Here is a 25,567-nt window from a genome sequence, read left to right as displayed (position 1 = left end):
AAGTCTCTGAAATTTGTCCACAAATTGGCGCGTAAGCTTACCACAGGCCCGCACCCTGCTTGGCAAGTTCCTTGGCGGGTTTCTTGGCAAGTTCCTGCGGGTCATCCGGGTGCACGCAGGTCTCAAACTTTGCGCGACGTGCCTGTTATAGTGCGCCACATCACGCCCGCCAACCATGGAATGCCCGGGAGAGCCCATTGAGAGTCCTGCACCGCCTGATCACCCTGACCCTGTTCGGATTGCTGCTGGGCTTGCTGGGCGCCTGCTCCACCAGCCAGGCCCTGAAACCGGTCGACGGGCCCGCAGACACCGAAACCTGGGAGGATCGTCGGGCCTGGCTGCTTGAGCAGGATCGCTGGGATCTCGATGGCCGCACCGCGATTGCCGCGTATGACGAGGGCTGGAATGCCAGCATCCTCTGGCGACAGCGCGGCATCCTGATGGATGTGCGCCTGTCCGGCCCGCTGGGTTTCGGCAGCGCCCGGGTCACCGGCACGCCGGAACTCCTGACGGTCGAGACCAGCGATGGTGAGACCTTCGTCACCAGCGATCCCGAGACCGACCTCTACTGGCAGCTGGGCTGGACCGCACCGCTGGACCGCATGCGCTACTGGGTGCTGGGCCTGCCGGGACCGGGCGAGGTCAGCGGCCTGGAGGTGGACGGTGCCGGTCGACTGCGGGGTTTTCGCCAGGGTCGCTGGCAGGTGGACTTCGAGGATTACCTGCAGGTGACAGCGCCGGATGGCAGCCAGCGGGCCTTGCCGAGAAAGCTGGAAATGTTTCGCGACAATGTGCGTATCCGGCTGATCGTCGCCGAGTGGGAGCTGCAGGCGAGCTTGCCGAGAGTCGATGACTCGACCGGCTCGGAAAAGCGCCGCAGCCGGCCTGGCCTGCGTATCCCGGGCAAGGAACGGCCCCCGGCCGGAGACGCCGGCTCGACGCCGATCCGGACGGAACCGCCGCGCTGAGCTAGCCCGGATGGCGCGCCGCCGGGGCAGAAATCGGCCGCGATTCGGGCCGATTTGGCCGGATTTCCGGAGCCGCGCCAAAAATCAGTGTTTTCAGGCACTTCGCCGCCGTTCGAGCGGCCATTTCATTTGACTCCAGCGGCCCCTGCCGCGAAAATACCCGCCCTCGACCGTGGCCTGTTTGCACGCCGCGGTCGGATCCACGGCCGGAGAGGAAACTCGTCCGGCCGTCGCTGTCATTGGCGACCGGATTTTCGAACATTTGGGGCGTAGCCAAGCCCCGGGTGGACAATCGGCATCGGGTTTTGATCCAGGTCGGTTGCGTCGCAAGGGTCAGGGAAAATTTTGGGGCGTAGCCAAGCGGTAAGGCATCGGGTTTTGATCCCGTGATTCGCAGGTTCGAATCCTGCCGCCCCAGCCAGAATTTGATGTATCAAGCCAGAACCAGACGTGCAGGGGATATGACATGGCGTTGAGCAACATGATGGTCTTCACCGGTAACGCAAACCCGGAGCTGGCCAGGAGCATTGCGCAACATCTGGATCTGGCCATGGGCAAGATCACCGTCGACACCTTCAGCGACGGCGAAGTGGCTGTCGAGATCATGGAAAACGTCCGTGGTCGCGACGTGTTCCTGGTGCAGTCGACCTGCCCGCCGTCGAACGACAGCTTGATGGAATTGCTGGTGATGATCGACGCGATGAAGCGCGCGTCCGCCGGCCGGATCACCGCGGTGATCCCGTATTTCGGTTATGCCCGCCAGGATCGGCGCCCGCGTGCGACGCGCGTGCCGATCACGGCGAAGCTGGTGGCCAACATGCTGACATCCGCTGGCGTGCACCGCGTGCTGACGGTCGACCTGCATGCCGACCAGATCCAGGGATTCTTCGATATCCCGGTGGACAACGTGTATGCCTCGCCGGTGTTGCTGGGCGACGCGTACAAGCTCATGCAGAAGCATGGCGAGCTGGTGGTGGTGTCGCCCGACGTCGGCGGCGTGGTTCGTGCCCGGGCCTTCGCAAAGCGCCTGGATGATTCGGACCTGGCCATCATCGACAAGCGTCGCCCGAAGGCGAACGAGTCGCAGGTGATGAACATCATCGGCGATATCGAAGGCAAGGCCTGCATGATTGTCGACGACCTGGTCGACACGGCCGGGACGCTCTGCAAGGCGGCTGGCGCGTTGAAGGAAAAAGGTGCGAAGGCCGTGTACGCCTACATCACGCACCCGGTGCTCTCCGGCAAGGCCATCGAGAACATCACGAATTCGGAGCTGGATGAGCTGGTCGTGACCGACACCATCCCGCTCAGCGAGGAAGCCAGGGCCTGCAGCCAAATCCGCCAGCTGGGCACGGCAGAGATTCTCGCGGAAACGATGCGTCGCATTTCGGACGAAGAGTCCGTCAGTTCGCTCTACGTGGATTGATCCACAAGCGGGAACTGAAAAGAATTTCCGGCTTCATTGTGAAGGTCGGGAACTGCACCCGGATTGGTCGCGATCCGGGCTTTTGAAACTGTAACTGAGGTTAATGAAATGGTTGATTTCAATCTGAATGCCGAATCTCGCAAGGACGAGGGGAAAGGTGCGAGCCGCCGCCTGCGTCGTGCGGGCAAGGTGCCGGCGATCCTTTACGGACACGGCGATCCGGTTTCGCTCACGCTCGATGCCAACGAGCTGGCGAACCACATCAAGTACGAAGCCTTCTTCTCGCACATCCTGACGCTGAACATCGACGGCAAGGAAGAGCAGGCAGTCATGAAGGACATGCAGCGCCATCCGTACAAGCCGGTCGTGCTGCACGTCGACCTGCAGCGTGTGAAGAAGGGCCACAAGATGCACGTCAACGTGCCGGTTCACTTCCTCAACGACAAGACGTCTTACGGCGTCAAGCAGGAAGGCGGCGTGATGTCCCACAATGTCACGCAGCTGGAAGTCTACGTCCTGCCGAAGGACCTGCCGGAGTACATCGAAGTGGATTGCGCCGAGCTCAAGATCGGCGAGTCGATCCATCTCTCCGAGATCACGTTGCCGGAAGGCGTCGAGTCGGCTGACCTGATGCACGACAACGATCCGGTGCTGGTGTCGATTCACCACCCGCGTGTCGAAGAAGAGCCGGTCGACGGAGAAGAGGAGGGCGAAGAGTCCGCCGAAGTTCCGACCGTCGCCGACGAGAAGGAAGACAAGGAAGGCGAGGACAAGGGCGACGAGTAAGTCGACTCTCTCCTCAAGGAATAGACAATGTCTGGACAGGACATCCGTCTCGTGGTCGGCCTCGGAAATCCCGGGGCCGATTACGTTTCGACCCGCCACAATTCCGGTTTCCACTTCGTGGACGAACTGGCGCGCCGGCATGGCGGGCAGTTCAAGCTGGAAAAGAAATTCCATGGCGAAGTGGCGCGGATCGACATCGATGGCCAGGACATCCGGCTACTGAAGCCGGTGACTTTCTACAACGTCTCCGGCAAGGCCGTGCAGGCGCTGGCCTCCTTCCTCAAGATCAAACCCGAGCAGGTGCTGGTCGCGCATGACGAGATCGACCTGCCGCCAGGCACCCTGAAACTGAAACAGGGTGGCGGCCATGGCGGCAACAACGGCCTGCGCGACATCATTCCGCATCTTGGTGCGGACATCCTGCGCATGCGCATCGGTGTCGGTCATCCCGGCGATCCGAAGCGGGTTGCCGATTACGTATTGAAGCGTCCCTCGAAGGACGAAGCGCCGGTACTGGCGCGCGCCATCGACGACGCGGTCGATGGTTTCGAACGCTTGCTGAAGGACGGGCTGCAGAAAGCGCAGACCCAGGTCCACAGCCGATAAGAAGGAACGCAATAACATGGGTATCAAGTGTGGCATCGTCGGTCTTCCCAACGTCGGCAAGTCGACGCTCTTCAATGCGCTGACCAAGGCCGAGATTGCAGCCGAGAACTATCCCTTCTGCACCATCGAGCCGAATGTCGGGGTGGTGCCGGTACCGGATCCGCGACTCGACGAGCTCTCCGCCATCGTCAAGCCACAGAAGACGCTGCCGACCACGGTGGAATTCGTGGACATCGCCGGCCTGGTCGAAGGCGCTTCCAAGGGCGAGGGCCTGGGCAACAAGTTCCTCTCCCACATTCGCGAGACGGATGCGATTGTCGAGGTCGTGCGCTGCTTCGAGAACGATGACATCACCCATGTCGCCGGCAAGATCGATCCGCTTTCCGATATCGAGATCATCAACACCGAGCTGGCACTGGCCGACCTGGACACGGTCGAGCGCAACATTCAGCGCAGTGAAAAGGTGGCGAAGTCCGGTGACAAGGATGCCAAGGCCCGGATCAGCGTGCTGCAGAAGTTGAAGGCACCGCTGGACGAAGGCAATGCGGCTCGCGTGGCCGAGCTCGACAAGGAAGAAAGGAAGCTCGTTCGCGACCTGAACCTGCTGACCATCAAGCCGCTGCTCTACATCGCCAATGTCAACGAGGACGGCTTCGAGAACAACGCCATGCTCGACAAGGTGCGCGAGCATGCTGCGAAGGAAGGCGCGAACGTGGTGGCCGTATGCGCCGCCATCGAGGCCGAGATCGCGCAGCTGGACGATGCCGACAAGGAAGAGTTTCTCAGTGACCTTGGCCTGGAAGAGCCCGGCCTGAACCGCGTCATCCGCTCGGGCTACGAGCTGCTGGGCCTGGGCACCTATTTCACGGCGGGCGAGAAGGAAGTGCGTGCCTGGACGGTGAAGCAGGGTTCGACGGCTCCGCAGGCGGCGGGCGTCATTCATACCGATTTCGAAAAGGGCTTCATCCGCGCGGAAGTTGTTTCGTATGATGACTTCATCGCCTGCAAGGGCGAGCAGGGCGCGAAGGACGCCGGCAAGTGGCGCCTGGAGGGCAAGGACTACATCGTGCAGGAAGGCGACGTGATGCACTTCCGCTTCAACGTATGAGCAGGGGAAACGAGATGATGAACAAGGGAATGAAATTGCCGGTCCGGGCGCTGGTGCTGGCCATGGGCCTGGTCTTTGCGAGTGGCGCCATGGCTGCCGACGATCGAGTGGCGAGCGCGCTGAACGACATCGGCATGGCCTACAACATCGACCAGGATGGCGATTACGCCATTGTCATCAGCTTCGACGACGACCGTACCCAGCTGGTATTCGTGCGCAGCGCCGTCTATGACAGTCGCGGCGTGGTGATGCGCGACATCTGGTCGCCGGGCTACGTGCATGGCAGCGATGACATGCCGGCAGATCTCCTGTCGCGGCTGCTGTCGGAAAATGTCGGCACGGTCATGGGTAACTGGGCACGCGAGAACCGTGAAATCAGCTACGTCGTCAAGCTGACTGCCGATGCCTCGGCCACCGAGCTGCGCGCGGCCATCCTCGAAGCCGCCGAACAGGCTGACGAGCTGGAAAAGGAATTGCTGGGCTCCGATGATCTCTGAGGTCGGCAAGCTGCCATTCGTTCTCGCCCTGCTGCTCGCCACGAGTGGCGTGGCAGCTGGCGAGGCGATCGCGGCCGATGAACCGGTGGAAGAACCCGGGGCGACCGAGCTGGCACCCGTCGATGAATTCATCCAGGGGCAGCTGGACGCGCTCGAGCTCAGCTACGACATCGACGAAGACAACGATTTCCGGCTGATCTACAAATTCGATGACGGCCGCAGCCAGGCCGTGTTCGTTCGCAGCCAGACCTATGAATCCAGTGGCATCGCCATGCGCGATGTCTGGTCCTATGGCTACACCCATCCCACCAAGTACCTTCCCATGGAGCTGGAGCGCGAGCTGCTGTTCGCCAGCTACGAGGGCGTGATGGGTGGCTGGGCCCGAGAGGGCAATGCCGTGGTGTACATGGTCAAGATCCGGGCCGATGCCCCGGCCGAGATGCTGGAGGCCGCGATCAACGAGGCGATCGAGCAGGCCGACGAGCTGGAGGCCGAGCTGGCGGGGGATGACAGGCTCTAGGCTGCTGCCAGCAGCCAGCTGGCGAACCCGGTGCGGTCCGCAGTTGGCTTCCGGGCTTGATTTGGCAGGGCGGAATCCGGATAATTCCGCTCCTTCCGACAAGGCCCGGAGAGGGGCCCGGATGGCAAGAAAGCCAGTCCCATCAAGGATTTGGCGAACAACAAGATCCGGCTAGGTAGCTCAGTTGGTTAGAGCGACGGACTCATAACCCGTAGGTCGGCGGTTCAATTCCGCCCCTAGCCACCAAACAAAGCCAATCGGTAAATTTCCGGTTGGCTTTTTTCTTGTCCGCCCCTGGCCACCGCCTTCGAAGAACCCGCCCATCGGCGGGTTTTCTAGTTCGGGGGATGGAAGTTTCGCGGCCACCTTGCGACGCCGACCGGTTTACTCCGCAACAAGGTACGCCAGGGCCTTTTCGAATTCACTCGCCCACATGCGGCGGTGGCCTTTGCCCGGCAGCAGCTGGGAACCGATAAACTGGAGTCCCTTATCTTCCATCGCCTGGCGAGTGGCAGAGAAATCCGCCCGGGCAAAGGGGTCTTCGGCGCCTGAGGCCATGAAGTAGCGTTGCTGCCTGAGTCGGGGCATCAGCGGCTCGGGAGGCCAGTAGATCAACTTGCTGTCCGGCCGCAGGAAGCCGCCGCTGAGCAGCACGCCACGAAACACGTCCGGATAGGCGAAGCCGAGCATCTGGGCCGTCTTGGAGCCACCGGAAAAGCCGCCGACATACACCTGGCCCGGATCGATGGGCAGGGTGGACACCGCCCCGGCCAGGCCCGCCAGCGCCAGGGGCGCGCGACGGCCACTGACGGAATGACGGTTGCCGCTGTCGAGTGCCATCACCACCACCATGTCGAAATCATCCAGCACCGGCGCCCATTTCTCGGGCGGTCGGCTGCGCTCGCCGGGATCGATCCAGACCAGCAATCGATAGCCCTTCGCAGGGGGCGGGTGGTTCGGCCTGCGAATCAGCCAGGTTTCCTCGGCAGGCTGGATGGAGAACCCCCGCTTGTCGCCCGCGGCCGTGTCTTCGAAGCCGGGAAACATGCGCGCCATGATGATGTGACGGCGGGCATAGTCAGGCGCTGTGGTCATTTTCAGGACGTCCCAGTCGCCGGCTGCCGAGGCAGCACCGGGCAGGGCGGCGGCAGCCAGCAGCAAGGTGCCCAGCAAGTTCACCTTGACGCGTCGCAACAGCCTGATTTCACTCGATTTCGTCATGCCAACCTGCCTCGGTCTGCGCGGCCTGTCTGGATCGACAGGGTATTAGACGGCCTGGAATAGTCGAGGTTCCGGACAATCCGTGTTGCAGGGGAATAGGGAAAATCTGTGTCAATAAGGGCTCCGGTTCAGCATTTTCTGACAGGCTCGCTAAACAGGCTTATGTAAATTTGGCCGAACTTTTATGTCATATCGCGATACACCCCAAGGGAGATCCACATGCGCATCCTTCTGATCCTTATCGGCTTCCTGCTTGCCTCATTGGGCAGCTTCCAGGCAGCAGCCCACGGCACGCCAACCGCCTGCACGGCCGGCATGGCCGGCAGCTACCCCTGCCAGAACATCGACTTCAATGCCCAGCTGACGCTGGCCGAGATGGGCGAGGTCGATCCCAACGCCGTTGCCAATGACATCTGGGGCTGGACCGATTCCTCCACCAATCGCGATTACGCCATTGTCGGGCTTTACTACGGCACGGCGTTTGTCGATGTCACGGATCCGGACAACCCGGTGTTCATCGCCCGTCTCGAGGACAGCGTGCACAGCACCAAGGCCTGCCATGACGGTTGCGGTCGCGGGGGCGACGGCGAATCGGTGGACAACCCGGTCGAAGAGGACAACGTCGGGGATTCGCTGTGGATGGACATCAAGGTCTACGGCGATGTCGCGTACATCGGTTCGGAACAAGGCTACTTCGGCATTCGCGTGTTCGACCTGACGCGCCTCAGGACCATCGCGCCGGGATCGACGGTGTCGGCCGATCGCATTCTTGATGAGGTTCGCAACTCGCACAACCTCGGCATCGACTGGGACAACGGCTATCTCTATGCCGTGGGCGACAGCTCCTCGGATGCCGGCGTGCGTCGCAGCGGCGCTCGCATCTACGATCTCAACGCCGATCCGCTGAACCCGACCTACATCGGCGAAATGCGCATCGACGGCATGCCCACCACCAGCTACTTCCATGACCTGTGGTGTGGCACCTATGACGGCCCCGATGCGGATCACCAGGGCAAGGCAATCTGCGTGACCGCCAATTCCGGTCGCGAGTTCGATCCGGATACGAATACCACGATGTATTACCGTGCCGACCTCGACACCTACGATGGCTACACCTATTTCGACAACAAGGGCGACGGCGACCCGAGCAACGACGTGCTGGGTTTCGAGAATCCGGCTTACGAACAGAGCCGTACGGATGGTTTCTACCCGATTCCTCGCTATTCCTACATCGCCGTACTGGACATGACCGACAAGCTCAATCCGGTACTGCTGGATCGGCTCACCTACGCGAAGGCGCGCTACATCCACCAGATGTGGCCCACGGACGATCACAACTACCTCCTCGTCAATGACGAGCTGGAAGAGCAGTTCTATGGCAGTCGGTCCGAGGTCTATGTCTATGACATGAGCGATCTCGACAACCTGGCGATGACCAATACCTACGAGCACACCATTCTCGACATCGACCACAACATGTATGTCAACGGCCGCTACAGCTACCAGTCGAGCTATGCCGGTGGCGTGCGCATCCTGGACATCATCAACCCGGAAACGCCCTACGAGATCGGCTTCTTCGACACCAAGCCGACCTACTCGGATTCGCAGTTCACCGGCAGCTGGAGCAACTTCCTGTTCGAATCCGGCACCCTGGTGATTTCCGACATGGAGGACGGCCTGTTCGTACTGACGCCGTCGATGACCGACAGCGGCGAGAGCGTCGACCTGGCGGTGGATGGCGACATCTATCGCGACAACTCCAGCGGTGACGAGACGGCGGCCTACTACGTCTACAACAACGGTGCGGATGCGGCGACCGAGTTCTACCTCGAATCGGCCACCGGCCGTGCCTTCGATACTCCGGGTGGTGTCTTCACCGTGTATGCCGACAGCTTTGCCGGTACCTCGGCGGTGGAGGGCAGCACCGCAGTGACCTGCTCGGTAGAAGGCGACCAGGTGGGACGCCTGGGCGAACCGCTGTTCGATTTCGACAACCGCAAGGTGATCTGCACGGCGACGGAAGTGCCGAGCTGCTCCGGTTTTGCCGTGACGGTGCCGGTCAATGGTGCACTGTCTGTCGAAGACCTCGTGGTCAATGTCAGTGCCAGGCAGGTGGAAGCGCAGGGTACGACCGGCGACAACTACGCGCGCTTCGGTGACGGTGCGGCCATTGCCTTCGACACGCTGCCGGCCATGGCCGACAAGATTGCCGCCCTGCGTGGCGCGGCCTGTGACGAGGTGCCAGTGGTGTCTGCCGGCACCGACATCACTGCCGAGGAAGAGTCGACGCAGTCGCTGGCGGGTTCGGCCGACCTCGCTGACGCCGTTGTCGGCACGGTGGCATGGACGCAGGTCGATGGTCCGACCATCACCTTCGCCGATGCCTCGGCACTGGCCACCGACATCACGCTGCCGAGCGTCAGCGCCGATGACACGGCCACCCTGCGCCTGACGGTTGCCAGCAACTACGGCAACGAGGCCAGCGACGAGATCGTGGTCAACATCACGGCCAAGGCCGAAGCGCCGCGTTCCGGTGGCGGCGGTGGCGGTGGTGCCACCTTGTGGCTGGTCGGCCTGCTCGGCCTGCTGGCTGCAGGTCGTCGCCGGCTGAAATGATGCTTCGAGCTCCAGACGAACAAGGCCCGCGCAAGCGGGCCTTTTTCATGCCCGCGTTCAGGAACAATCGGCAGGGGAATGTTGTCTCAGCTGCCTGACATCTCAAATCGGGGCAAATCATGATCGAATCATTCCGGGCAAAACGGCTTGTCGGATTCCTGTCGATGCTGCTGTTGCTGGCCAGCTTCAGTGCGCGCGCGGGTGATCAGTTCTTTGCGGTCATCAGCCAGGATGTCGAGGTATCGGCCGCCTGGTACTCGAGCCTGCTGCAGCTCGAGCAGGTGAACCGTTTCCATGATGAAGAGAACGGCCAGTACGACATACGCATGCTGAAAGGCGAGGGCTTCCTGCTGGAGATCATGCAGCTGGCCGATGCGGTCGAACGGCCGGAGGGCTATGTGCGGGGGCTGTTCAAGGTCGGCTTCTTTGTCGATGACCTGGATGCATTCATGGCGGCCCTGCCCGACACCTACGAGCCCTTGCGCCAGATGGAGGACGCGGCCAACCGGGTCCGATTTGTCCAGTACCGTGACCCGGACGGCAATTACGTGCAGGTGTTCCAGCGGCTGGACTGATCCCCGGCCAGGTTCCGGCCTGAATCCAACTTGAACCGTCGGCCCCTTGCCCTGACAATCATCCCGGTCATTCAGTATCGGGAGTCGGCAAGTGACGGAATCGGTGAATACACAAGGCAGGACCGCGGGCTTGTTCCTGACGCTGGCGTCGATCGTGATCGTCATTGCCGGCATGAAAGCCAGCCAGGACATCCTGGTGCCGTTCCTGCTGGCCCTGTTCCTCGCCGTGCTGGGCGCCTCGCCCATGCTGTGGCTGCAAAAGCGCGGCCTGCCGTTGTGGCTGGCGCTGATGCTGGTGATTTCAGGCTTCCTGCTGGTGGGGGTCGGCCTGGCCGGCCTGGTCAGCAGCGCGGTGGCGGATTTCACCCAGAACCTGCCGACCTACCAGGCGCGCCTGCGTGGCGAGTTCTCGTCCCTGATCGAGTGGCTGGCCGGCCGCGGCCTGGATTCCGAATCCCTCAAGCTGTCCGAGATCTTCAATCCCGGCGCCGCCATGGGCCTGGTCGGCACCATGCTGAACAGCCTCGGTGGCGTGTTGACCAACAGCTTCCTGATCCTGATCACCGTGGTCTTCATGCTGCTGGAAGCAGGCGGCTTCGAAGGCAAGATTCGCTATATTGCCGGCCAGGGCAATCTCACCCTGGACAACATCAAGGAGTTCACCGCCAAGGTTCGCCAGTACATTGCCATCAAGGGCTGGGTCAGCCTGGCAAGCGGCGTCCTGGTCACGCTTTCGCTGATGATCATCGGGGTGGACTACCCGATTCTCTGGGGCGTCGTGTCCTTTGCCTTGAACTTCGTGCCGAACATCGGCTCCATCATTGCAGGCGTGCCCGCCGTGCTGCTGGCGTTCATCCAGCTGGGCAGCCTGTCGGCGCTGGCGACGACAATTTGCTACCTGGTCATCAATATCGTCATGGGCAACATGGTCGAGCCGCGCTTCATGGGCAAGGGCCTCGGGCTGTCCACGCTGGTGGTGTTCCTGTCGTTGCTGTTCTGGGGCTGGGTGCTGGGCCCGGTCGGCATGCTGCTGTCCGTGCCGCTGACCATCACCCTCAAGATTGCGCTGGATGCCCGCGAGGAAACCCGCTGGATTGCAATCCTGCTCGGTCCTGACATGGCCAGTTCGGGACTGGAAGACGTGGCCGAGGCCAAAGACTGAGCGGACCGACGTCACGCTTCTGTCATTTTCCTGCACATTGCGGGAACTTTGGGGGCAGTCGGCCCTCTCAATAGCTGGTTGGAGGTTATCCGCGGGTATTGCGCCGCAGCATGGCGGCGTGCGAGGTGTTTGGCAGTGCCGGGCGCTTTCGCTATTCTCGGGCTCCTCTTGAAATTGAACACGACGCACTACGCACTTCTCCAGGAGACAGATCAATGCGCAAGCTCGTAACCCTGGGCGTAGCCCTGGCGGGTACTCTCGTCCTGCTGGCTGCCTGCCAGCCACAGACCGGTGCCTCGAAAGATGCCATGGACTATGCCAGCAACATCAGTGCCGACAACATCCGTGCCCACATGGAGTTCCTGGCCGATGACCTGATGCAAGGTCGTGATACCGGCGAACCGGGCTATGAAATCTCGGCCAATTACGTCGCGACTTTCATGAAGCTCTATGGCCTCAAGCCGGGTAATGGTGACAGCTTCTTCCAGAGCGTGCCGTTCCGCTCGGCCACCGTGGTCGAGTCCTCGGCAAGCCTCACGCTGGCCGGTGAGACCATGGAGCTCGATCCCGTCGATGACCTGGTGATCACACCGTCGAACAACGAGGAGACGGCAAGCGCCGAGGGTGGCCTGGTGTTCGTCGGTTACGGCATCCATGCGCCGGATTTCGGCTACTCCAGCTACGAAGGCCTGGATGTTGAAGGCAAGTACGTCGTGATGGTGCGCCGTGGCGCGCCGGACGACCTGCCGTCCGACGAGCGGGCCTATTTCTCCTCGACCGATCACAAGTACGCCGAAGCGCAGCGACGCGGTGCGATCGGCGTGATCACCCTGACATCCCCGAGCTGGCGCGAAGCGTACGGTTGGGATGTCATTTCCCGTTGGGTCGGGGGTGGCAGCAGCTTCAACTGGGTCGGTCCCGAGGGCAACGTGCCGATGTCCTACCCTGACCTGGGTGTGCGCGGCTGGCTGTCCTACGACATGACCGACAAGCTGTTCGAGGCATCCGGCCACGACTACGAGGAAGTGATCGAACAGCTGGGAGCCGGCGAGCTGGTCGCCTTCGATGTGCCCGGCACGCTGACGGCCAGCGTCACTTCGGAATGGGAGAGCATCAGTTCGCGCAATGTCGTCGGTGTCCTGGAGGGATCCGATCCGGCGCTGAAGGAAGAATACGTGCTGTTTTCCGGCCATCTTGACCACACGGGCGTGCGCAAGTCGGTGGCCGGCTCCCACGCGGAAGGCGAGGCTGGCGACGGCCATGGCGACCTGATCAACAACGGTGCCTATGACAATGCCAGCGGCATCGCGATCCTGCTGGAAATCATGCGCGTCTACTCGAACATGGAAACCCGGCCGCGGCGCTCGATGGTGTTCCTGGCCGTGACGGCCGAGGAAAAGGGCCTGCTGGGCTCGGAGTACTGGGGTGCCAATCCGACACTCGATATCGACAAGGTGTCGGCCAACGTGAACCTGGACATGCCGATACTGACCTTCCCGATCGCCGATGTGGTTGGTTATGGCGTCGAGCATTCCGAACTGCACGAAATCGTCGAAGAAAAGGCGGGCATGCTGGACCTGGCGTTGAGCCCGGATCCGAAGCCGGAGGAAGTGATTTTCGTGCGCTCCGACCAGTACAGTTTCGTCAAGGAAGGCGTGCCGGCAGTGTTCCTCGTCCCGGGCTTCAACAGCCGTGACGAAGCCATCAATGGCGAGGAAGCCTGGGAGGAGTTCTCTTCCGAGCACTATCACAAGCCGTCCGATGACCTGAGCCTCCCTTATAACAAGGAGGCAGCCTTCGATTTCGCGGCCACCAATTTCCTGGTTGGCCTGGAAGTCGCCAATCGTGACAAGCGTGTCGAGTGGAAGGACAACTTCTTCGGTCGGCAGTTCGGCCCGCTTCGCGAGCAGTAAGCCAGCCTTGCAGTGCAGGCATGAAAAAGCCCGGCCAATGGCCGGGCTTTTTCATGGCGAGGGAATCAATCGTCGAGTCGCTGGGAGAAATAGTGCTCGAGGTACTCGTCGAAGCCGAGCGTGTCTGCGGCCTCGATTTCGGCTTGCGCTGCCAGTGAATCACGGGCCTCGCGCTGCATGCGTTGTTCAGTCGCGGCATCAAGCGCCTGTTCGCTGATGGCGGCATGGTGTTCCTGCGACTTGCGCAGTGCAAAGGCGAAGAAGCTCTCGCCGCGCTCCTGCATTTCCGCCAGCATGCGGGCCGAGGGCGTGAGGTCCGGGTCGGCGGCCACGGCCAGCTGCCTGTCGAGCGCGGCCGTGTAGGGGCTCTCCGGTTCGCAGCGATCCATCAGCGCGGCCACGGGTCGCATCTTGGCAAGAATGTCATCGGCCCAGTCGCGCAGCAGTACGTCGCGCCCGTTTCGTTTCAAGGCCAGTTCCGGCTCGCGACCGCGCACGGCAACCAGCGACTGGTTGAAATTGATCTCTGCGCGCTCCTGGTCGTCGATCGGCGGGCTTTCGGCGAGCATGCAGTAGACCAGGAAGACTTCCAGGAAATGCAGTTGTTCGAGCGAGATGCCGGCCGGCTCGAAGGCATTGACGTCCAGCGCCCGCACCTCGATGTAGCGAACGCCGCGGCGCTTCAGTGCCAGGGTCGGCTTTTCACCCGATTCGGCCACGTTCTTCGGTCGCATGAAGCTGTAGTACTCGTTTTCGATCTGCAGCAGGTGATCGTTCAGCTGCCGGTATTCGCCATCGACCTTGACGCCGATCTTGCTGTATTCCGGCCACGGTTCTTCGATCGCGTCCCACAGGCCCTGTACGTAGCTGTCGATGTCGTTGTAGGAGATCTTCAGCGAATCCTGGGCCTTGTTCTTGTAGCCGATGTCGCTCATCCGCAGCGACGTGGCGTGGGGCAGGAAGATGGTGTGCTCGTCGAATTTCTCGAATCCTTCCAGCCGTCCGTCCAGGAAGCTGCTGCAGGCGGCCGGTGAAGCCCCGAACAGGTAGGGCACGATCCAGCCGTGGCGCTGGAAATTGCGAATCAGGCCGAAGTAGGACTTCGAGCGGAGGCCCTTGTCGTCCAGCTCCGAGCCAAAGGTGGCTCGCCAGACCGGCCAGAACTTTTCTGGCAGCGAGAAGTTGAAGTGCACGCCGGCAATCGTCTGCATCTTGCGGCCGTAACGATAGCCGAGGCCGCGACGGTAGACATGCTTCATGGTGCCGACATTGGAGCTGCCGTACTCGGCGATCGGAATGTCGCTGTCCTTGCCCAGCAGGCAGGGCATGCTGGTGGCCCACAGTATTTCGTCACGGATATTCTTGTACACGAACCGTTGAATGCTGTTCAGGTATTCCAGAGTTTCGGCGGCCGTCTGCCGGGGTGGAGTGATAAATTCCAGTAAGGCTTCCGAATAATCAGTGGTAATCTCGGGGTGAGTCAGGGTGGAACCGAGAGCGTCCGGGTGGGCCCTGTCGGAGAGGCGGCCTCTGCTGTCGACGCGGAGACTTTCCTTTTCGATGCCCTTCAAGCCGCCATGAAACAGGCAGCCCGAGGTATCTGCCAGTGCCGACAGGGTATGTTCTTCCAGTTTTGCAGCGGGTTCGGGGTTCTTCACGTGGGAGTCTCGACAGAAGTGGTGTGGATTATCCGGCAATGCAGCGCTGAGTAAAAGGGGCGCAGGTGGACAAGCGGGTGCCGGGCAATGAAATGACAAGTCCAGACCTGTATCGTGGGGTGAAGCTCCGGGGGGAGATGAGATGCCTTTACATGGTGCCTGGCTAGGAGATTACCGGCGATCGAAGCGCAAGGCCTTGACGAGTGCCGTGCTGGTCGTGCTCGGGACAGCCATGCTGGTCCTGATCCTGCTGGCGGCACAGTTCAAGGAAAATACCGAATCCCTGCAAGAGGCCATGCAGACGCAGCTGTACGAGACCAGTGCTCGACTGCGCGTTGCTCTCGATGAATACGAGACTGTCATCGAGTTGATGGCGATCGATATCGAAGAAAACCCCGACGACCCTGTCGAGCACTACCGGTTTGAAGCGGCGACGGCCTACGAGGTCATGCCAGGTTTCCAGGCCATCAACTGGGTCGGACCCGATGGCACCATCGAGATCGTCTACCCGCCGGAGGGCAATGCCGGCGCCCTGGGTGCCAACCTGAATCAGGTCGTTCCGGCCGCTGCAGCCTTCCAGAATGCCCTCGCGACCGGCGAAACCCACGCTTCAGAAGTGCTGACCCTGCTGCAGGGCGGGCGTGGCTTTGCGCTTTATCGGCCCGTTACCTGGAATGGCGAACTGGTCGGGGTCGTGAACGCGGTCTTCAAGGTCGAGGAGTTTTTCGGGCGTTTCCTCGGCGACCAGATAGGAGAGCGGTACATACTGCGCGTGCTGGATGACGAGCAGCTGGTCCTGGAGACCTCGGACTCCAGTGCAGTCGACAAGCTCGATGGCATCGTCGCACGGCAGGAGGTGGGGTTTGCATACCAGAGCTGGACCCTGGTGCTGCTTCCCAGGGATGAACTGATCAACGCGTATCGCAGCCAGTTCGCTGGCGGCATCCTGTTGACCGGCGTCATCGTACTGATCCTCGGGGTACTGACCTACGTGCTCATCCTGCGCCATCAGCGCGTCAAGCTGAGCGAAAAGCGCTTTCGCGATCTGTCGGGATTGCTGCCGGACATGGTGATCGAGGCCGATCGCGATTTCGTGGTCACCTACATGAACAAGCTGGCCATGGACACGCTGGGCTATGACTCCGCCAGCCTTCGCGAGGGTATCGACCTGTTGCACATCCTGGTCCGGGATGACGAAATCCCGCTGGTTCGTCGGCAGTACGAGGCCATTGGCCCCGGGCGCTCCATGAAGCAGGTGCGCAAGATCCTGATGCGGGATGGTGGCCTGAGTTCCTGCGACGTCACCGTGGGTGCGATTCACGACACCAATGGCGGGTTCTCCGGCGTGCGCTGCGTGGTCAGGGACATTTCCGACATTCTCGATGCCGAACGCAAGCTGCGCAGGCTGGCGACCACCAACGAGGTCACCAACCTGCCGAACCGCAAGCTGTTTCTCGACATTCTCAGTTTCGAGTTCCGCAAGGCCAGAAACCACAATGCGGGAATCTGGCTGGTGGCGCTGGACGTGGATCACTTCAAGGAGATCAACGAGGCCAAGGGTCATGCCATTGGCGACCAGTTCCTGCGCGAGACCGGCGAGCGACTCGACAGGCTCTGCGACAAGGTCGGTTTCGTGGCCAGCATGGGTGCGGACGAGTTCGCCGTGCTGATCACCGAGCAGATGGACGACGAGCGCTTCAATGAATTCATCGGCCAGGTCAATGCCGAGCTGAACCAGCCGGTGCCCATTGACCAGGATGAACCCCTGAAGCTTGGTGTCAGCATGGGTTATGCGCATTACCCGGAAGATGCCGACAGTGCGGAGCAGCTGTTCACCCATGCAACCGCGGCACTGTACAGTGCCAAGGCGCAGGGTGGCGGTGTGCAGCAGGGTTTCACGGCCGAGATATCCAGCAAGCTGATCAAACGCAAGACGCGTGAAGAAGAACTCAAGCAGGCGCTTGTCCGCGACGAGTTCGTGCTTTTTTACCAGCCGCTGGTGGATGCGCGCGGTGGCGAACTTGTTGGCGCGGAAGCGTTGATTCGCTGGCAGCATCCGACCGAAGGCCTGGTAGGACCCTTCGAATTCATTCCGCTGGCCGAGGAGCTCGGGCTGATCGACGATATCGGTGCCTGGGCCGTAAGGGCAGCCACTGCCCAACTGGCGGACTGGAATTCGATTGGCCACAAGTTGCACGTGTCCGTCAATGTCTCGGCCAAGCAGCTTGACCAGGGCCGACTCGGCATGGATGTGGCAAGCGCGCTGGCAGAGTACAAGGTCCATCCTTCCGATCTGTGGCTGGAGATCACCGAAAGCCTGCTGATGAAGGATGTCGACAAGGCAACCCGCACCCTGGACTGGTTGAAACAGCAGGGCATTTCGATAGCGATCGACGACTTCGGTACGGGCTACTCGTCACTTGCGTACCTGAATCGCCTGCCAATCGACGTGCTGAAGATCGACCGGTCGTTTGTCGCGCCAAGTGGTACTTCGGCAGGGGATACGCGCGTTACCGAATCGATCATCGACCTGGCACGCAATCTCAGCATGGATACCGTTGCCGAGGGCGTCGAGACCGTTCAGCAGAGAAACTACCTGATCAGTCGAGGCTGCAACGTCCAGCAGGGTTACCTGTTCAGTCGTCCGATACCGGCGATGGATTTCGAATTGATCCTGCAGCGAGGTCTCGAAGAGATCATCGAGCAGGACTGAGGAGGGCTGCCGGTTTCAGCGGCGGAAGATGCGGCGGGCAAAGACGGCGTTCATCAGGATGGGCAGGCCATCGCGAATCACGCTGATTTTCGCAAAAATCTTGTTGTAGAGGTGCTCGTAGACCTCGCCTTTCTTCATCAGGTCGGCACCCAGGTCGCTGCGGTACTCGCGAATGTTGGCCATGCCGTCAATCATGATGTGCAACACTTCCAGCAGGTCGTCACTGATCGGCTGCAAGGCGGCGAGCGCCAGTTCGTCGTTGTCCTTGTCGGAATCGACCAGTACGTCAAGGTCGTTGTAGACGCGGGTGAAGCGTTGCAGCATTTCGTTGCGAATGTCACAGATGCGATCGTAGGGGGCAGCGTAGAGGCTGTCGTAGATGACGCCGCCGCCGCGAAGGTCGGGCAGGAGGTCGGGTCGACGCTTGCGCATGTCGCGGATGTTTTCCTTCATCAGCAACAGCACGGTCAGCAATTCCTGTGAAATCTTCGCACGCACGGCATTGGCGCGCTTGCGATCCTCAAGCAGCATCTGCAGGCGGATCTTGCGCGTCAGGTCGTTGGTGATATGGGTGACATCGAGCGGAATATCCGTCGGTTCGTCCGCTCGCCTGTCGCTGTCGTCAACCATGCAGAACTCTCCGAAGCTCCAATCCCGATGTCGATGCTAGCAAGTCTTGCTGATTCCCTTCACGTGAGTCCATGTCGACTGCGGGTGAACCGAAGCTCCAGCCAGGTGAACCGAGTGCCAACTCTTCCCGATCAAGGCCGCTCAATTGGCCAGCAAGTCGGACGTATGCTGGATCAGCTCGGTCTTGCCCGGCAAACCATGGCCCGGCACGACAAGCCCGGTTTCCGGGTATCGCTCCAGCATGTGCTGCAATGCCAGCGGCCAGGCGCCCTTGTCCGCATCACCCGTGAAGCCGAGGCCGTCCGCATAACGTGATTTCACGATGCAACCCGCAAACAGGATCTTCTGCTTGGGCAGCCAGACCACGAGGTTGTCCGGCGCATGGGCGTGTCCCGGATAGTAGAGCTCCATGGCCGTGTCACCACTGCGCAGCACGAGGTTCTGGTTGAACACCAGGTGGGTGCCGGTCCAGCCCTTCAGGCGGGCAATCGAGGTGGTGCTCGCCAGGCTGTAGGTCATCACGTTGGCTTCGATGAAGGCATCGATGCCGCCCATGCGATCATCATGGGCATGGGTAATGACCAGGCGCTTCAGCGGCTTGTCGAAATTTGCTTCCACCCAGTCCAGCAGGTCGTAAGCGGCACCGGGTGTCCATGGCGAATCGATGATGGTGATGCCTTCCTCGCCAGGGACAATCAGGCCATTGGCATGCAGGCGCTGGTCACCGATGTCGTAGAAGCTGCGGTGCAGCCAGACATCGCCTTCCAGCCGGTACACGCTGAGGTCCCTCGACACCTGGACGGGTGTCAGGGAGCGGGCCTGCTGCAGGAACTCCATTTGCTGGCGAAACTGCTCGGCAACCGAAACGGTGGGTTCCCCGGCCAGTGCCGGTTGCCACGCCATGCCGACCAGTACCCCTACCATCAGCAAGCTGCGAATCATTCCTTTCATTTGCCCGGCCCCCGCCGCCATTTGTTCGTTGTTACAGATAATAAGTTAAGTTTAGCCCTTTAGCCCGGCCTTTGTCCTGCCTGCGCCGGTCCTTGCCTGTGACTGAGCATACTCCAAGGATATACTGCCGTTCAGCCTCTCCCCCAGCGGGTGAGCGTCCGGCCAACATCAGCGACAGGCGGAGAATGGACTCGTTTTTCTACCCATGGTTGCACGAGGTAGGACCCGCAGACCGGGTCATCGCCGGCAGTGACCGCCTGGCCCGGGCGCTGCGCCAGGCTCACTCGGAGGCCCAGCTGGCGGCCGGCAAGCAGGCCTGGGAACGCCCGGAAATCCTGCCCCTGGCGGCCTTCCTGCGCCAGCTCCACCAGGACTGGCGGGAGCAGGACGAGCGGGCACTGCCCCTGTTGTCACCCTTGGCCGAGCGCCTGGTCTGGGAGGCGGTCGTTGAAGCGTCGAGCTGGTCAGGGCGCTTGTTGCAGCCCGCCGCGTATGCCGCGGCGCTGCAAAAGACCTGGCAACGCCAGCAGGCAGATCCCATTCCCCATGAGGCCTTGCGTGATGCAGAGAGCGAGGACACGCGCGCATTCCTGGCACTGAGCGAGGAGTTCGAGCAGCGCCTCGCCGCGCTCGGGCGCCTGTCGTTCAGCCAGCTGCCCGGCGCGCTGCGGGAGTTCCTGCCGCGCTGGACCCGGCAGCAGCAGGGCGTGTTGCACCTGGTGGGAATGGAAGAAGTCTCCCGTGCCGAGCACGACTTCCTGGACGGCCTGGCAGCTGGTGGCCTGGCCGTGCACTGGCAGGCCCTGCCGACCACGCCGGGCGACTGCCGCCGTTGCTCACTGGCTGACCCGGCGACGGAAGCGCGTGCAGCGGCGACGTGGGTGGCGCGGCAGCTGGCCGACAATCCGGCCGCGAGAATCGGGTTGGTGGCGATGGATATCAACGAGCGCAAGTCCGAGCTGGCTACCGCCTTGCAAGACACGCTGGCGCCAGCTCATGCGGCCAGCTTCAGCAACGATCCCTTGCCGTTCAATGTCTCCCTCGGCGAGCCCCTGGCCGAGCAGGGCATGGTGGCAGACGCGTTGCAGGTGCTGGGCCTGGGTGGTCGGGCCTTGCCGCTGGCCCGTATCGGCCGCCTGCTGCGTTCCGTCTACCTCTTTCCTCGCGTCGAGCTGGGTTTGCGTTCGCGGCTGGAAGCAAGGCTGCGCAACAACGGCTACGCCGAGCTTGGCCTGCGCTTCCTGCGTCGCAACGCCGCCCAGGAAGGGCTCGAGTCGCTGGCCAGCGTGCTCGAGGCCTACCAGGAAGCCATTGATTCGCACCTCGACGAGCGCCTGCCATCTGCCTGGGCGCGTGTTTTTTCGGAGCAGCTGGCCATGGTTGGCTGGGGACGCCGGGCCGACGGCCAGTCATTGTCCAGTGCCGAGTACCAGTGCCGCGAGGCCTTCAATGGTTTGCTGGCCAGCCTCGGCGAGGCGGACAGCCTGGGTCGGCCATGGGGGCGCAGCATGGCGCTGGCGCAGCTGGGTCAGCTGGCCGCGGAACGACTGTTCCAGCCGCAGGGCGCCGCCGCGCAGGTGCAGTTGCTCGGTGGCCTCGAGGCGACCGGCCTGCAGTTCGATGCAGTCTGGGTGCTTGGCCTGGATGACACGGCGCTGCCGCTGGCGGCGCGGCCCGATCCGGTCATTCCGGTGGCCTTGCAGCGGGCTCATGGCTGGCCGCATGCCTCGGCCGAGCAGGAGCGGGCTTTTGCGGAACGCTGGCTGGCCAGGCTCAAGGCGACAGCCGCGCATTGCGTCTTCAGTCATTCGGAACAGGACAAGGATCGCCTGCTGCGACCCTCTCCCTTGATCGACGACTTGCCCGCGATGGCAGCGCCAGCTGTCGACCCCGGTGTTGCCAGCCAGCGACAGCAGCTGGCGGTGGAACTGGACGCGGTCAGCGACCTGGTCGGCCCGGCGGTGACGGACGATGTCGTGCGGGGTGGCGTCAGCCTGATTGAAGACCAGTCGGCCTGTGCTTTCCGGGCGTTTGCCCGGCATCGGCTGGCGGCAACTGACTGGCCCACGCCGCTTGCCGGACCCGATGCCTTGCTGCGTGGCCAGCTGGTGCACGATGTACTGGAGCAGTTGTGGCGGCAATGGAAGACGCAAGCGGCCCTGCAGGCACTGGCGGGCGACAGGCGACGGCAGGTCATCGAGGCGGTGGTCACGGAACAGGTCGATGCCAGTGTCGCGCAGCAGCCGGTCATGTGGCCCAAGGGGCTTGCCGAACTGGAAATCCGCCGCCTCGTGCAGCTGGTGGAAGACTGGGTGGCCGTTGAACTGTCCCGCGACGATTTCGAGGTGATTGCGACCGAATTGCAAGCCGAGGTGCAGGCGGGACCATTGCGGCTGCGCGGTCGAATCGATCGTGTCGACCGGCTGGCGGACGGTGAATTGATCATCGATTACAAGACGGGAGGGCAGCTGTCGCGCAGCGGCTGGCATGGTGAGCGCCCGGCGAGCCCGCAGCTTCCCCTCTATGCCATCAATCGTCCCGCTGCACCGCAGGGGATTGCCTATGGGAAGGTGCGCGCCGGTGAAACCGAGCTGATCGGCATGGCTGCCGACGCAAGCGATTACGGGCTCAAGGCTGTTGAAAAGGAGTCCGGTGCGAGCTGGGAGGAGCAGCTGGCCGACTGGCAGGCGAGCCTGGCGCGACTGGGAGAAGCCTTCCATGCGGGGCAGGCGGCACCGGATCCCTTGCCCGGTGCCTGCCGCTATTGCCATCTTGCCGGTCTTTGTCGCATTGACGAAATACAGGGCGAGGAGGCCGCGCTGGGCAGTGGCGACAACTGGCACGCCGCGGGAGATGGCGATGCTGAATGATGCCGCAGCCCGTCGGCAGGCGCTGGATCCTGCTGGCTCCTTCATCGTCCAGGCGCCAGCCGGTTCGGGCAAGACCGAGCTGCTGACCCAGCGTTTCCTGAAGCTGTTGTCGGTGGTCGAGCAACCGGAAGAAATCGTGGCGGTGACGTTCACTCGCAAGGCGGCGGCCGAGATGCGCGAGCGTATCCTGGATACCCTGGCCGCAGGGCGCGGGCCGGCACCGCAGGAAGAACATCGCCGGCAGGCATGGGACCTGGCGCGCGCTGCGCTGGCCCGTGATGACGAGCGTGGCTGGAACATTCTTGCCAACCCGAATCGCCTGCGGGTTGAAACCCTGGACGCATTGAATGGCGCGCTGACGCGCCAGTTGCCCTTGCTGACCGGCTTCGGGCAACAGCCCGGCATCGAGGAACAGGCGGACGAGCTTTATGCCGAGGCCGCGGAACGATGCCTTGCCGAGCTCGGTGAGCAGGATGAATGGACCGATGCGATGGCGGGTGTGCTGATGCACCTCGACAATCGTTACGACCGGCTGCGTGAACTGCTGGTCAAGCTGCTGGGCAGTCGCGATGTGTGGCTGTCCTTGCTGGCTGGCAGCACGTTGAATCGGAACGGGCTGGAGCATGCGCTGGCAACCGAGATCGAAGCGGAGCTGGCGCGTGCCGACAGCAGCATTCCGGCAAGCACCTTCGATCGGCTCATCTCGATCTGTGCACGGCTGGCGCCACATCTTGATGCACTGGGGATAGAAACTGACTGGCTCTGGATGCTGGCGCGCATGGAGCACCGGCCGGCGGCAGGCGTTGAGCACCTTGGCGAATGGCAGGCACTGGCTCGCCTGTTGCTCACCGGTGGTGGCAGGCTTCGCAAGACCGTCGACAAGCGGCTCGGTTTCCCCACGGACGACAAGCCGCTGAAAGCCGACATGCTGGAACTGCTGCAAGGCCTGTCCGAGGATGCGGCGCTGGAAGACAGGCTGCGCCGGGTGCGTGACTTGCCACCCCCGCGCTACTCGGATGCGCAGTGGGCGGCCTTGCAGAATCTTTCGGCGGTCCTGCCAATGGCGGTGGCCCAGTTGCAGCTGGTCTTTGCCGAACGCGGCAAGGTCGATTTCAGCGAGATGGCATTGCGCGCCCGCCAGGCGCTGGGGGAACCGGACAATCCCACGCGACTGGCCTTGTATCTCGAGCATCGTATTCGCCACTTGCTGGTGGACGAATTCCAGGACACCTCCGAGGCGCAGGTCGACCTGCTGCTGCGCCTGACAGCGGGCTGGACCGAGGATGATGGCCACAGTCTTTTCCTGGTGGGTGATCCGATGCAGTCCATCTACCGTTTTCGCCAGGCTGAAGTCGGCCTGTTCCTGAAAGTGCGCGAGAGCGGACTTGGCCAGCTGAAGCCGCAGGCCTTGCAGCTGTCCAGCAATTTCCGTTCACAGGCCGGCATTGTCGACTGGGTGAACCGGGCCTTCGCGGAAATTTTCCCGGCGGAGGAGGACATGGCCTCGGGCGCCATTCGCTACGCCGAGTCGCAGCCGGTGCACCCGAGCCTGCCGGGCGAGGCCGTCAGCTGGCATCCCTTGCATGTCAACGATCCGCGTGCGGAAGCCGCGCAGGTCGTCACGGCAGTACAGGATTTCGAGGCCGATGCTGCCGCTGAAACCCTGGCCATTCTCGTGCGCTCGCGGACCCACCTGGTGGACATCCTGCCGGCGCTGCGCGACGCCGGCATCGCCTACCGGGCCGTGGAGCTTGAAACACTGGGGCACCTGCCAGTGGTCCAGGACGTACTGTCGTTGGCCACCGCCTTGCAGAACCCCGCCCACCGCACCGCCTGGCTGTCGCTGTTGCGCTCCCCGGTCTGTGGCCTGGAACTGGCAGACCTCCATGTCGTGGCCGGAATCGGCAGCAACATCCCGGACGCGCTCCATGACCTTGAGGCCTTGCAGCAGGCAGGCGTGTCCGAACCGGGCTGCCAGCGGCTCGGGCGACTGCAGGCCAGCCTGCAGGCAGCCGCCAGCCAGCGAGGTCGGCAAGGTCTCACCGCCAGAACCCGTGGATGCTGGCTGGCGCTGGGTTTCCCGGAGACGCTGGCGTCTGCCGTCGACGTGGACAACGCGGAGCTGGCCTTCGACCTGCTTCGCAGCCTCGAAGAGGCTGGTGATATCGAGGACATCAATGATGTCGGCGAGGCACTGGAGCGCCTGTTCGCGGCGCCCGACAACAGTGCCGGCCAGGCCGTCCAGGTCATGACCCTGCACAAGGCGAAGGGCCTGCAGTTCGACTGGGTGCTGATGCCGGGGCTCGGCCGTCCGACGCGTGGCCAGGATTCGCCCTTGTTGCGCTGGCTGGACCGGCCTCGGCCCCGCCGCGGTTCGGAGCTGTTGCTTGCGCCTATCCGTGCTGCCGGGGGCGAGCGCGATCCACATTACGATTTCATTGGCGAGCTGATGAAACAGCAGGACGCCTACGAGCTGGTGCGACTGCTGTATGTCGGCACCACGCGCGCGCGGCATCGCCTGCACCTGTTCGGGCATGCTGCAGCGAAGCGCAATCGGCAGGGCGGGGTCGACGCCGGCGAACCTGCCTCGCGATCGGCGCTGGCGGCGCTGTGGCCGATGGCGGAACCGGCATTCGCAGCGAGTTTCGATGCGGCGGCCGTACCCGACGATGACGTCACCGAAGGACCGGGAAGCACGGCAAGGCTGCGACGGGTACCTGCCGGCTGGCAATCGAAGGATTGGCCGGAACCGGTGTTGCCGCCGCCAGCCCGGGAGCCTGATGTCGCCGATGACATTGTCTTCGACTGGGCGGGTGATACGGCAAGGCATGTCGGTACCGCGGTTCATCGCTGCATCGAGCTGTGGATGACAGCGGGTGATTCGACGTTGCTGGAGGATCCGACACCGCTGTTGCAGGACCTGGGTATTCCCGCTGTCGACATGCCCGCTGCGAAGGATCGCGTCCTGCAGGCGATGGAGGCCGTCAGGTCATCGCAACACGCCGGCTTGTTGTTCGATCGTGCAGCCAGTGATGCCCGGAACGAGTGGCAGCTCGGTGGCCTGGTCGAAGGCGAGCTGGTCAATGTCACCATCGACCGCAGTTTCGTTGCGGCAGACGGACGTCGCTGGATTGTCGATTACAAGACCTCGGAGCACGAGGGTGGCGATCTCGACGATTTCCTGGCGCGCGAGCGGGAGCGTTATCGTTCGCAGCTGGAGCGCTATGCGGCGCTGGTCGGGCAGCTCGAGGACCGGGATATCATGCTGGCCCTGTATTTTCCGCTGCATGACGAGTTGCTTTGCTGGCCTGCGGGCGAGGGAGAAGCAGGCAAACGCTAGATTTTGT

Annotated in this window: 18 protein-coding genes and 2 tRNA genes; 16 read left to right on the top strand and 4 right to left on the bottom strand. The window is 62.5% G+C overall.

Annotated elements, in window-relative coordinates:
- The first annotated feature begins 197 nt into the window (after positions 1 to 197).
- From lolB to R3217_03035, 9 genes are all read left to right on the top strand, one after another.
- The gene (gene lolB / locus R3217_03075; protein MDX1454414.1) at positions 198 to 968 is read left to right on the top strand and encodes a lipoprotein insertase outer membrane protein LolB; all 771 of its coding nucleotides are present in this window, start codon (positions 198 to 200) and stop codon (positions 966 to 968) included.
- Between the two features lie 346 nt (positions 969 to 1,314).
- Positions 1,315 to 1,389, top strand: a tRNA-Gln gene (locus tag R3217_03070).
- A gap of 45 nt (positions 1,390 to 1,434) precedes the next feature.
- Positions 1,435 to 2,394, top strand: a complete 960-nt coding sequence (locus R3217_03065; protein ID MDX1454413.1) for a ribose-phosphate diphosphokinase — start codon at positions 1,435 to 1,437, stop codon at positions 2,392 to 2,394.
- A 108-nt stretch (positions 2,395 to 2,502) separates the two neighbouring features.
- Positions 2,503 to 3,180 carry a 50S ribosomal protein L25/general stress protein Ctc gene (locus R3217_03060; protein MDX1454412.1) on the top strand — a complete coding sequence of 226 codons (678 nt, stop codon included), beginning with the start codon at positions 2,503 to 2,505 and terminating at the stop codon, positions 3,178 to 3,180.
- A gap of 27 nt (positions 3,181 to 3,207) precedes the next feature.
- Positions 3,208 to 3,786 (top strand): aminoacyl-tRNA hydrolase, encoded by a 579-nt coding sequence (gene pth, locus R3217_03055; protein ID MDX1454411.1) that lies wholly within the window; start codon positions 3,208 to 3,210, stop codon positions 3,784 to 3,786.
- A gap of 16 nt (positions 3,787 to 3,802) precedes the next feature.
- On the top strand, positions 3,803 to 4,894 hold the full coding sequence (gene ychF, locus R3217_03050; GenBank protein ID MDX1454410.1) for a redox-regulated ATPase YchF: 1,092 nt from the start codon (positions 3,803 to 3,805) through the stop codon (positions 4,892 to 4,894).
- Between the two features lie 14 nt (positions 4,895 to 4,908).
- Complete coding sequence (locus R3217_03045; GenBank protein MDX1454409.1) at positions 4,909 to 5,391, top strand: hypothetical protein; 483 nt, start codon at positions 4,909 to 4,911, stop codon at positions 5,389 to 5,391.
- Positions 5,381 to 5,911 (top strand): hypothetical protein, encoded by a 531-nt coding sequence (locus tag R3217_03040; GenBank protein MDX1454408.1) that lies wholly within the window; start codon positions 5,381 to 5,383, stop codon positions 5,909 to 5,911. The genes R3217_03045 and R3217_03040 overlap by 11 nt, the downstream gene beginning before the upstream one ends.
- A 169-nt stretch (positions 5,912 to 6,080) precedes the next feature.
- Positions 6,081 to 6,157: transfer RNA gene (locus tag R3217_03035), tRNA-Met, on the top strand.
- A gap of 138 nt (positions 6,158 to 6,295) precedes the next feature.
- On the opposite strand, the gene R3217_03030 is transcribed toward R3217_03035, so the two are convergent.
- The gene (locus R3217_03030; GenBank protein MDX1454407.1) at positions 6,296 to 7,132 is read right to left on the bottom strand and encodes a PHB depolymerase family esterase; all 837 of its coding nucleotides are present in this window, start codon (positions 7,130 to 7,132) and stop codon (positions 6,296 to 6,298) included.
- Between the two features lie 219 nt (positions 7,133 to 7,351).
- Here R3217_03030 and R3217_03025 point away from each other — a divergent pair, with 219 nt between their 5' ends.
- From R3217_03025 to R3217_03010, 4 genes are all read left to right on the top strand, one after another.
- Positions 7,352 to 9,748 carry a choice-of-anchor B family protein gene (locus R3217_03025; GenBank protein MDX1454406.1) on the top strand — a complete coding sequence of 799 codons (2,397 nt, stop codon included), beginning with the start codon at positions 7,352 to 7,354 and terminating at the stop codon, positions 9,746 to 9,748.
- A 119-nt stretch (positions 9,749 to 9,867) separates the two neighbouring features.
- Positions 9,868 to 10,323: a VOC family protein gene (locus R3217_03020; protein MDX1454405.1), complete on the top strand. Its 456-nt coding sequence runs from the start codon at positions 9,868 to 9,870 to the stop codon at positions 10,321 to 10,323.
- Between the two features lie 91 nt (positions 10,324 to 10,414).
- A complete protein-coding gene (locus R3217_03015; GenBank protein MDX1454404.1) occupies positions 10,415 to 11,485 on the top strand; it encodes an AI-2E family transporter in 1,071 nt (356 codons plus the stop codon).
- Positions 11,486 to 11,700: 215 nt separating this feature from the next.
- Positions 11,701 to 13,398, top strand: coding sequence for a M28 family metallopeptidase (locus tag R3217_03010; protein MDX1454403.1), 1,698 nt, complete (start codon positions 11,701 to 11,703; stop codon positions 13,396 to 13,398).
- Between the two features lie 65 nt (positions 13,399 to 13,463).
- On the opposite strand, the gene gshA is transcribed toward R3217_03010, so the two are convergent.
- Complete coding sequence (gene gshA / locus R3217_03005) at positions 13,464 to 15,056, bottom strand: glutamate--cysteine ligase (protein ID MDX1454402.1); 1,593 nt, start codon at positions 15,054 to 15,056, stop codon at positions 13,464 to 13,466.
- A 142-nt stretch (positions 15,057 to 15,198) separates the two neighbouring features.
- Between gshA and R3217_03000 the strand changes: the two genes are divergently transcribed.
- Positions 15,199 to 17,769 carry an EAL domain-containing protein gene (locus R3217_03000; GenBank protein MDX1454401.1) on the top strand — a complete coding sequence of 857 codons (2,571 nt, stop codon included), beginning with the start codon at positions 15,199 to 15,201 and terminating at the stop codon, positions 17,767 to 17,769.
- Positions 17,770 to 17,784: 15 nt separating this feature from the next.
- Here R3217_03000 and R3217_02995 read toward each other — a convergent pair whose 3' ends face one another.
- On the bottom strand, positions 17,785 to 18,399 hold the full coding sequence (locus R3217_02995; protein MDX1454400.1) for a hypothetical protein: 615 nt from the start codon (positions 18,397 to 18,399) through the stop codon (positions 17,785 to 17,787).
- A 141-nt stretch (positions 18,400 to 18,540) separates the two neighbouring features.
- Entirely contained in the window at positions 18,541 to 19,350 is an 810-nt protein-coding gene (gene bla / locus R3217_02990) for a subclass B1 metallo-beta-lactamase (protein ID MDX1454399.1), read from the bottom strand.
- Between the two features lie 185 nt (positions 19,351 to 19,535).
- Here bla and R3217_02985 point away from each other — a divergent pair, with 185 nt between their 5' ends.
- Positions 19,536 to 22,220: a PD-(D/E)XK nuclease family protein gene (locus tag R3217_02985; protein ID MDX1454398.1), complete on the top strand. Its 2,685-nt coding sequence runs from the start codon at positions 19,536 to 19,538 to the stop codon at positions 22,218 to 22,220.
- A complete protein-coding gene (locus R3217_02980) occupies positions 22,210 to 25,560 on the top strand; it encodes a UvrD-helicase domain-containing protein (protein MDX1454397.1) in 3,351 nt (1,116 codons plus the stop codon). Before R3217_02985 ends, R3217_02980 begins: the two co-directional genes overlap by 11 nt.
- The last annotated feature ends 7 nt before the right edge of the window (positions 25,561 to 25,567 follow it).

The sequence above is a fragment of the Gammaproteobacteria bacterium genome (assembly GCA_033720895.1).
Classification (GTDB): domain Bacteria; phylum Pseudomonadota; class Gammaproteobacteria; order Natronospirales; family JAJUFS01; genus JAWWBS01.
The sequence above is the reverse complement of the archived record's forward strand: the minus strand, read 5'-3'. Positions and strand labels throughout refer to the sequence as shown.

What these genes read in the sequence shown, in the direction of transcription:
- R3217_03065 (MDX1454413.1), top strand. Translation starts at nt 1,435, where the DNA reads ATGGCGTTGAGCAACATGATGGTCTTCACCGGTAACGCAAACCCGGAG.
- R3217_03060 (MDX1454412.1), top strand. Translation starts at nt 2,503, where the DNA reads ATGGTTGATTTCAATCTGAATGCCGAATCTCGCAAGGACGAGGGGAAA.
- pth (MDX1454411.1), top strand. Translation starts at nt 3,208, where the DNA reads ATGTCTGGACAGGACATCCGTCTCGTGGTCGGCCTCGGAAATCCCGGG.
- ychF (MDX1454410.1), top strand. Translation starts at nt 3,803, where the DNA reads ATGGGTATCAAGTGTGGCATCGTCGGTCTTCCCAACGTCGGCAAGTCG.
- R3217_03045 (MDX1454409.1), top strand. Translation starts at nt 4,909, where the DNA reads ATGATGAACAAGGGAATGAAATTGCCGGTCCGGGCGCTGGTGCTGGCC.
- R3217_03040 (MDX1454408.1), top strand. Translation starts at nt 5,381, where the DNA reads ATGATCTCTGAGGTCGGCAAGCTGCCATTCGTTCTCGCCCTGCTGCTC.
- R3217_03030 (MDX1454407.1), bottom strand. Translation starts at nt 7,132, where the DNA reads ATGACGAAATCGAGTGAAATCAGGCTGTTGCGACGCGTCAAGGTGAAC.
- R3217_03025 (MDX1454406.1), top strand. Translation starts at nt 7,352, where the DNA reads ATGCGCATCCTTCTGATCCTTATCGGCTTCCTGCTTGCCTCATTGGGC.
- R3217_03020 (MDX1454405.1), top strand. Translation starts at nt 9,868, where the DNA reads ATGATCGAATCATTCCGGGCAAAACGGCTTGTCGGATTCCTGTCGATG.
- R3217_03010 (MDX1454403.1), top strand. Translation starts at nt 11,701, where the DNA reads ATGCGCAAGCTCGTAACCCTGGGCGTAGCCCTGGCGGGTACTCTCGTC.
- R3217_03000 (MDX1454401.1), top strand. Translation starts at nt 15,199, where the DNA reads ATGCCTTTACATGGTGCCTGGCTAGGAGATTACCGGCGATCGAAGCGC.
- R3217_02995 (MDX1454400.1), bottom strand. Translation starts at nt 18,399, where the DNA reads ATGGTTGACGACAGCGACAGGCGAGCGGACGAACCGACGGATATTCCG.
- bla (MDX1454399.1), bottom strand. Translation starts at nt 19,350, where the DNA reads ATGAAAGGAATGATTCGCAGCTTGCTGATGGTAGGGGTACTGGTCGGC.
- R3217_02985 (MDX1454398.1), top strand. Translation starts at nt 19,536, where the DNA reads ATGGACTCGTTTTTCTACCCATGGTTGCACGAGGTAGGACCCGCAGAC.
- R3217_02980 (MDX1454397.1), top strand. Translation starts at nt 22,210, where the DNA reads ATGCTGAATGATGCCGCAGCCCGTCGGCAGGCGCTGGATCCTGCTGGC.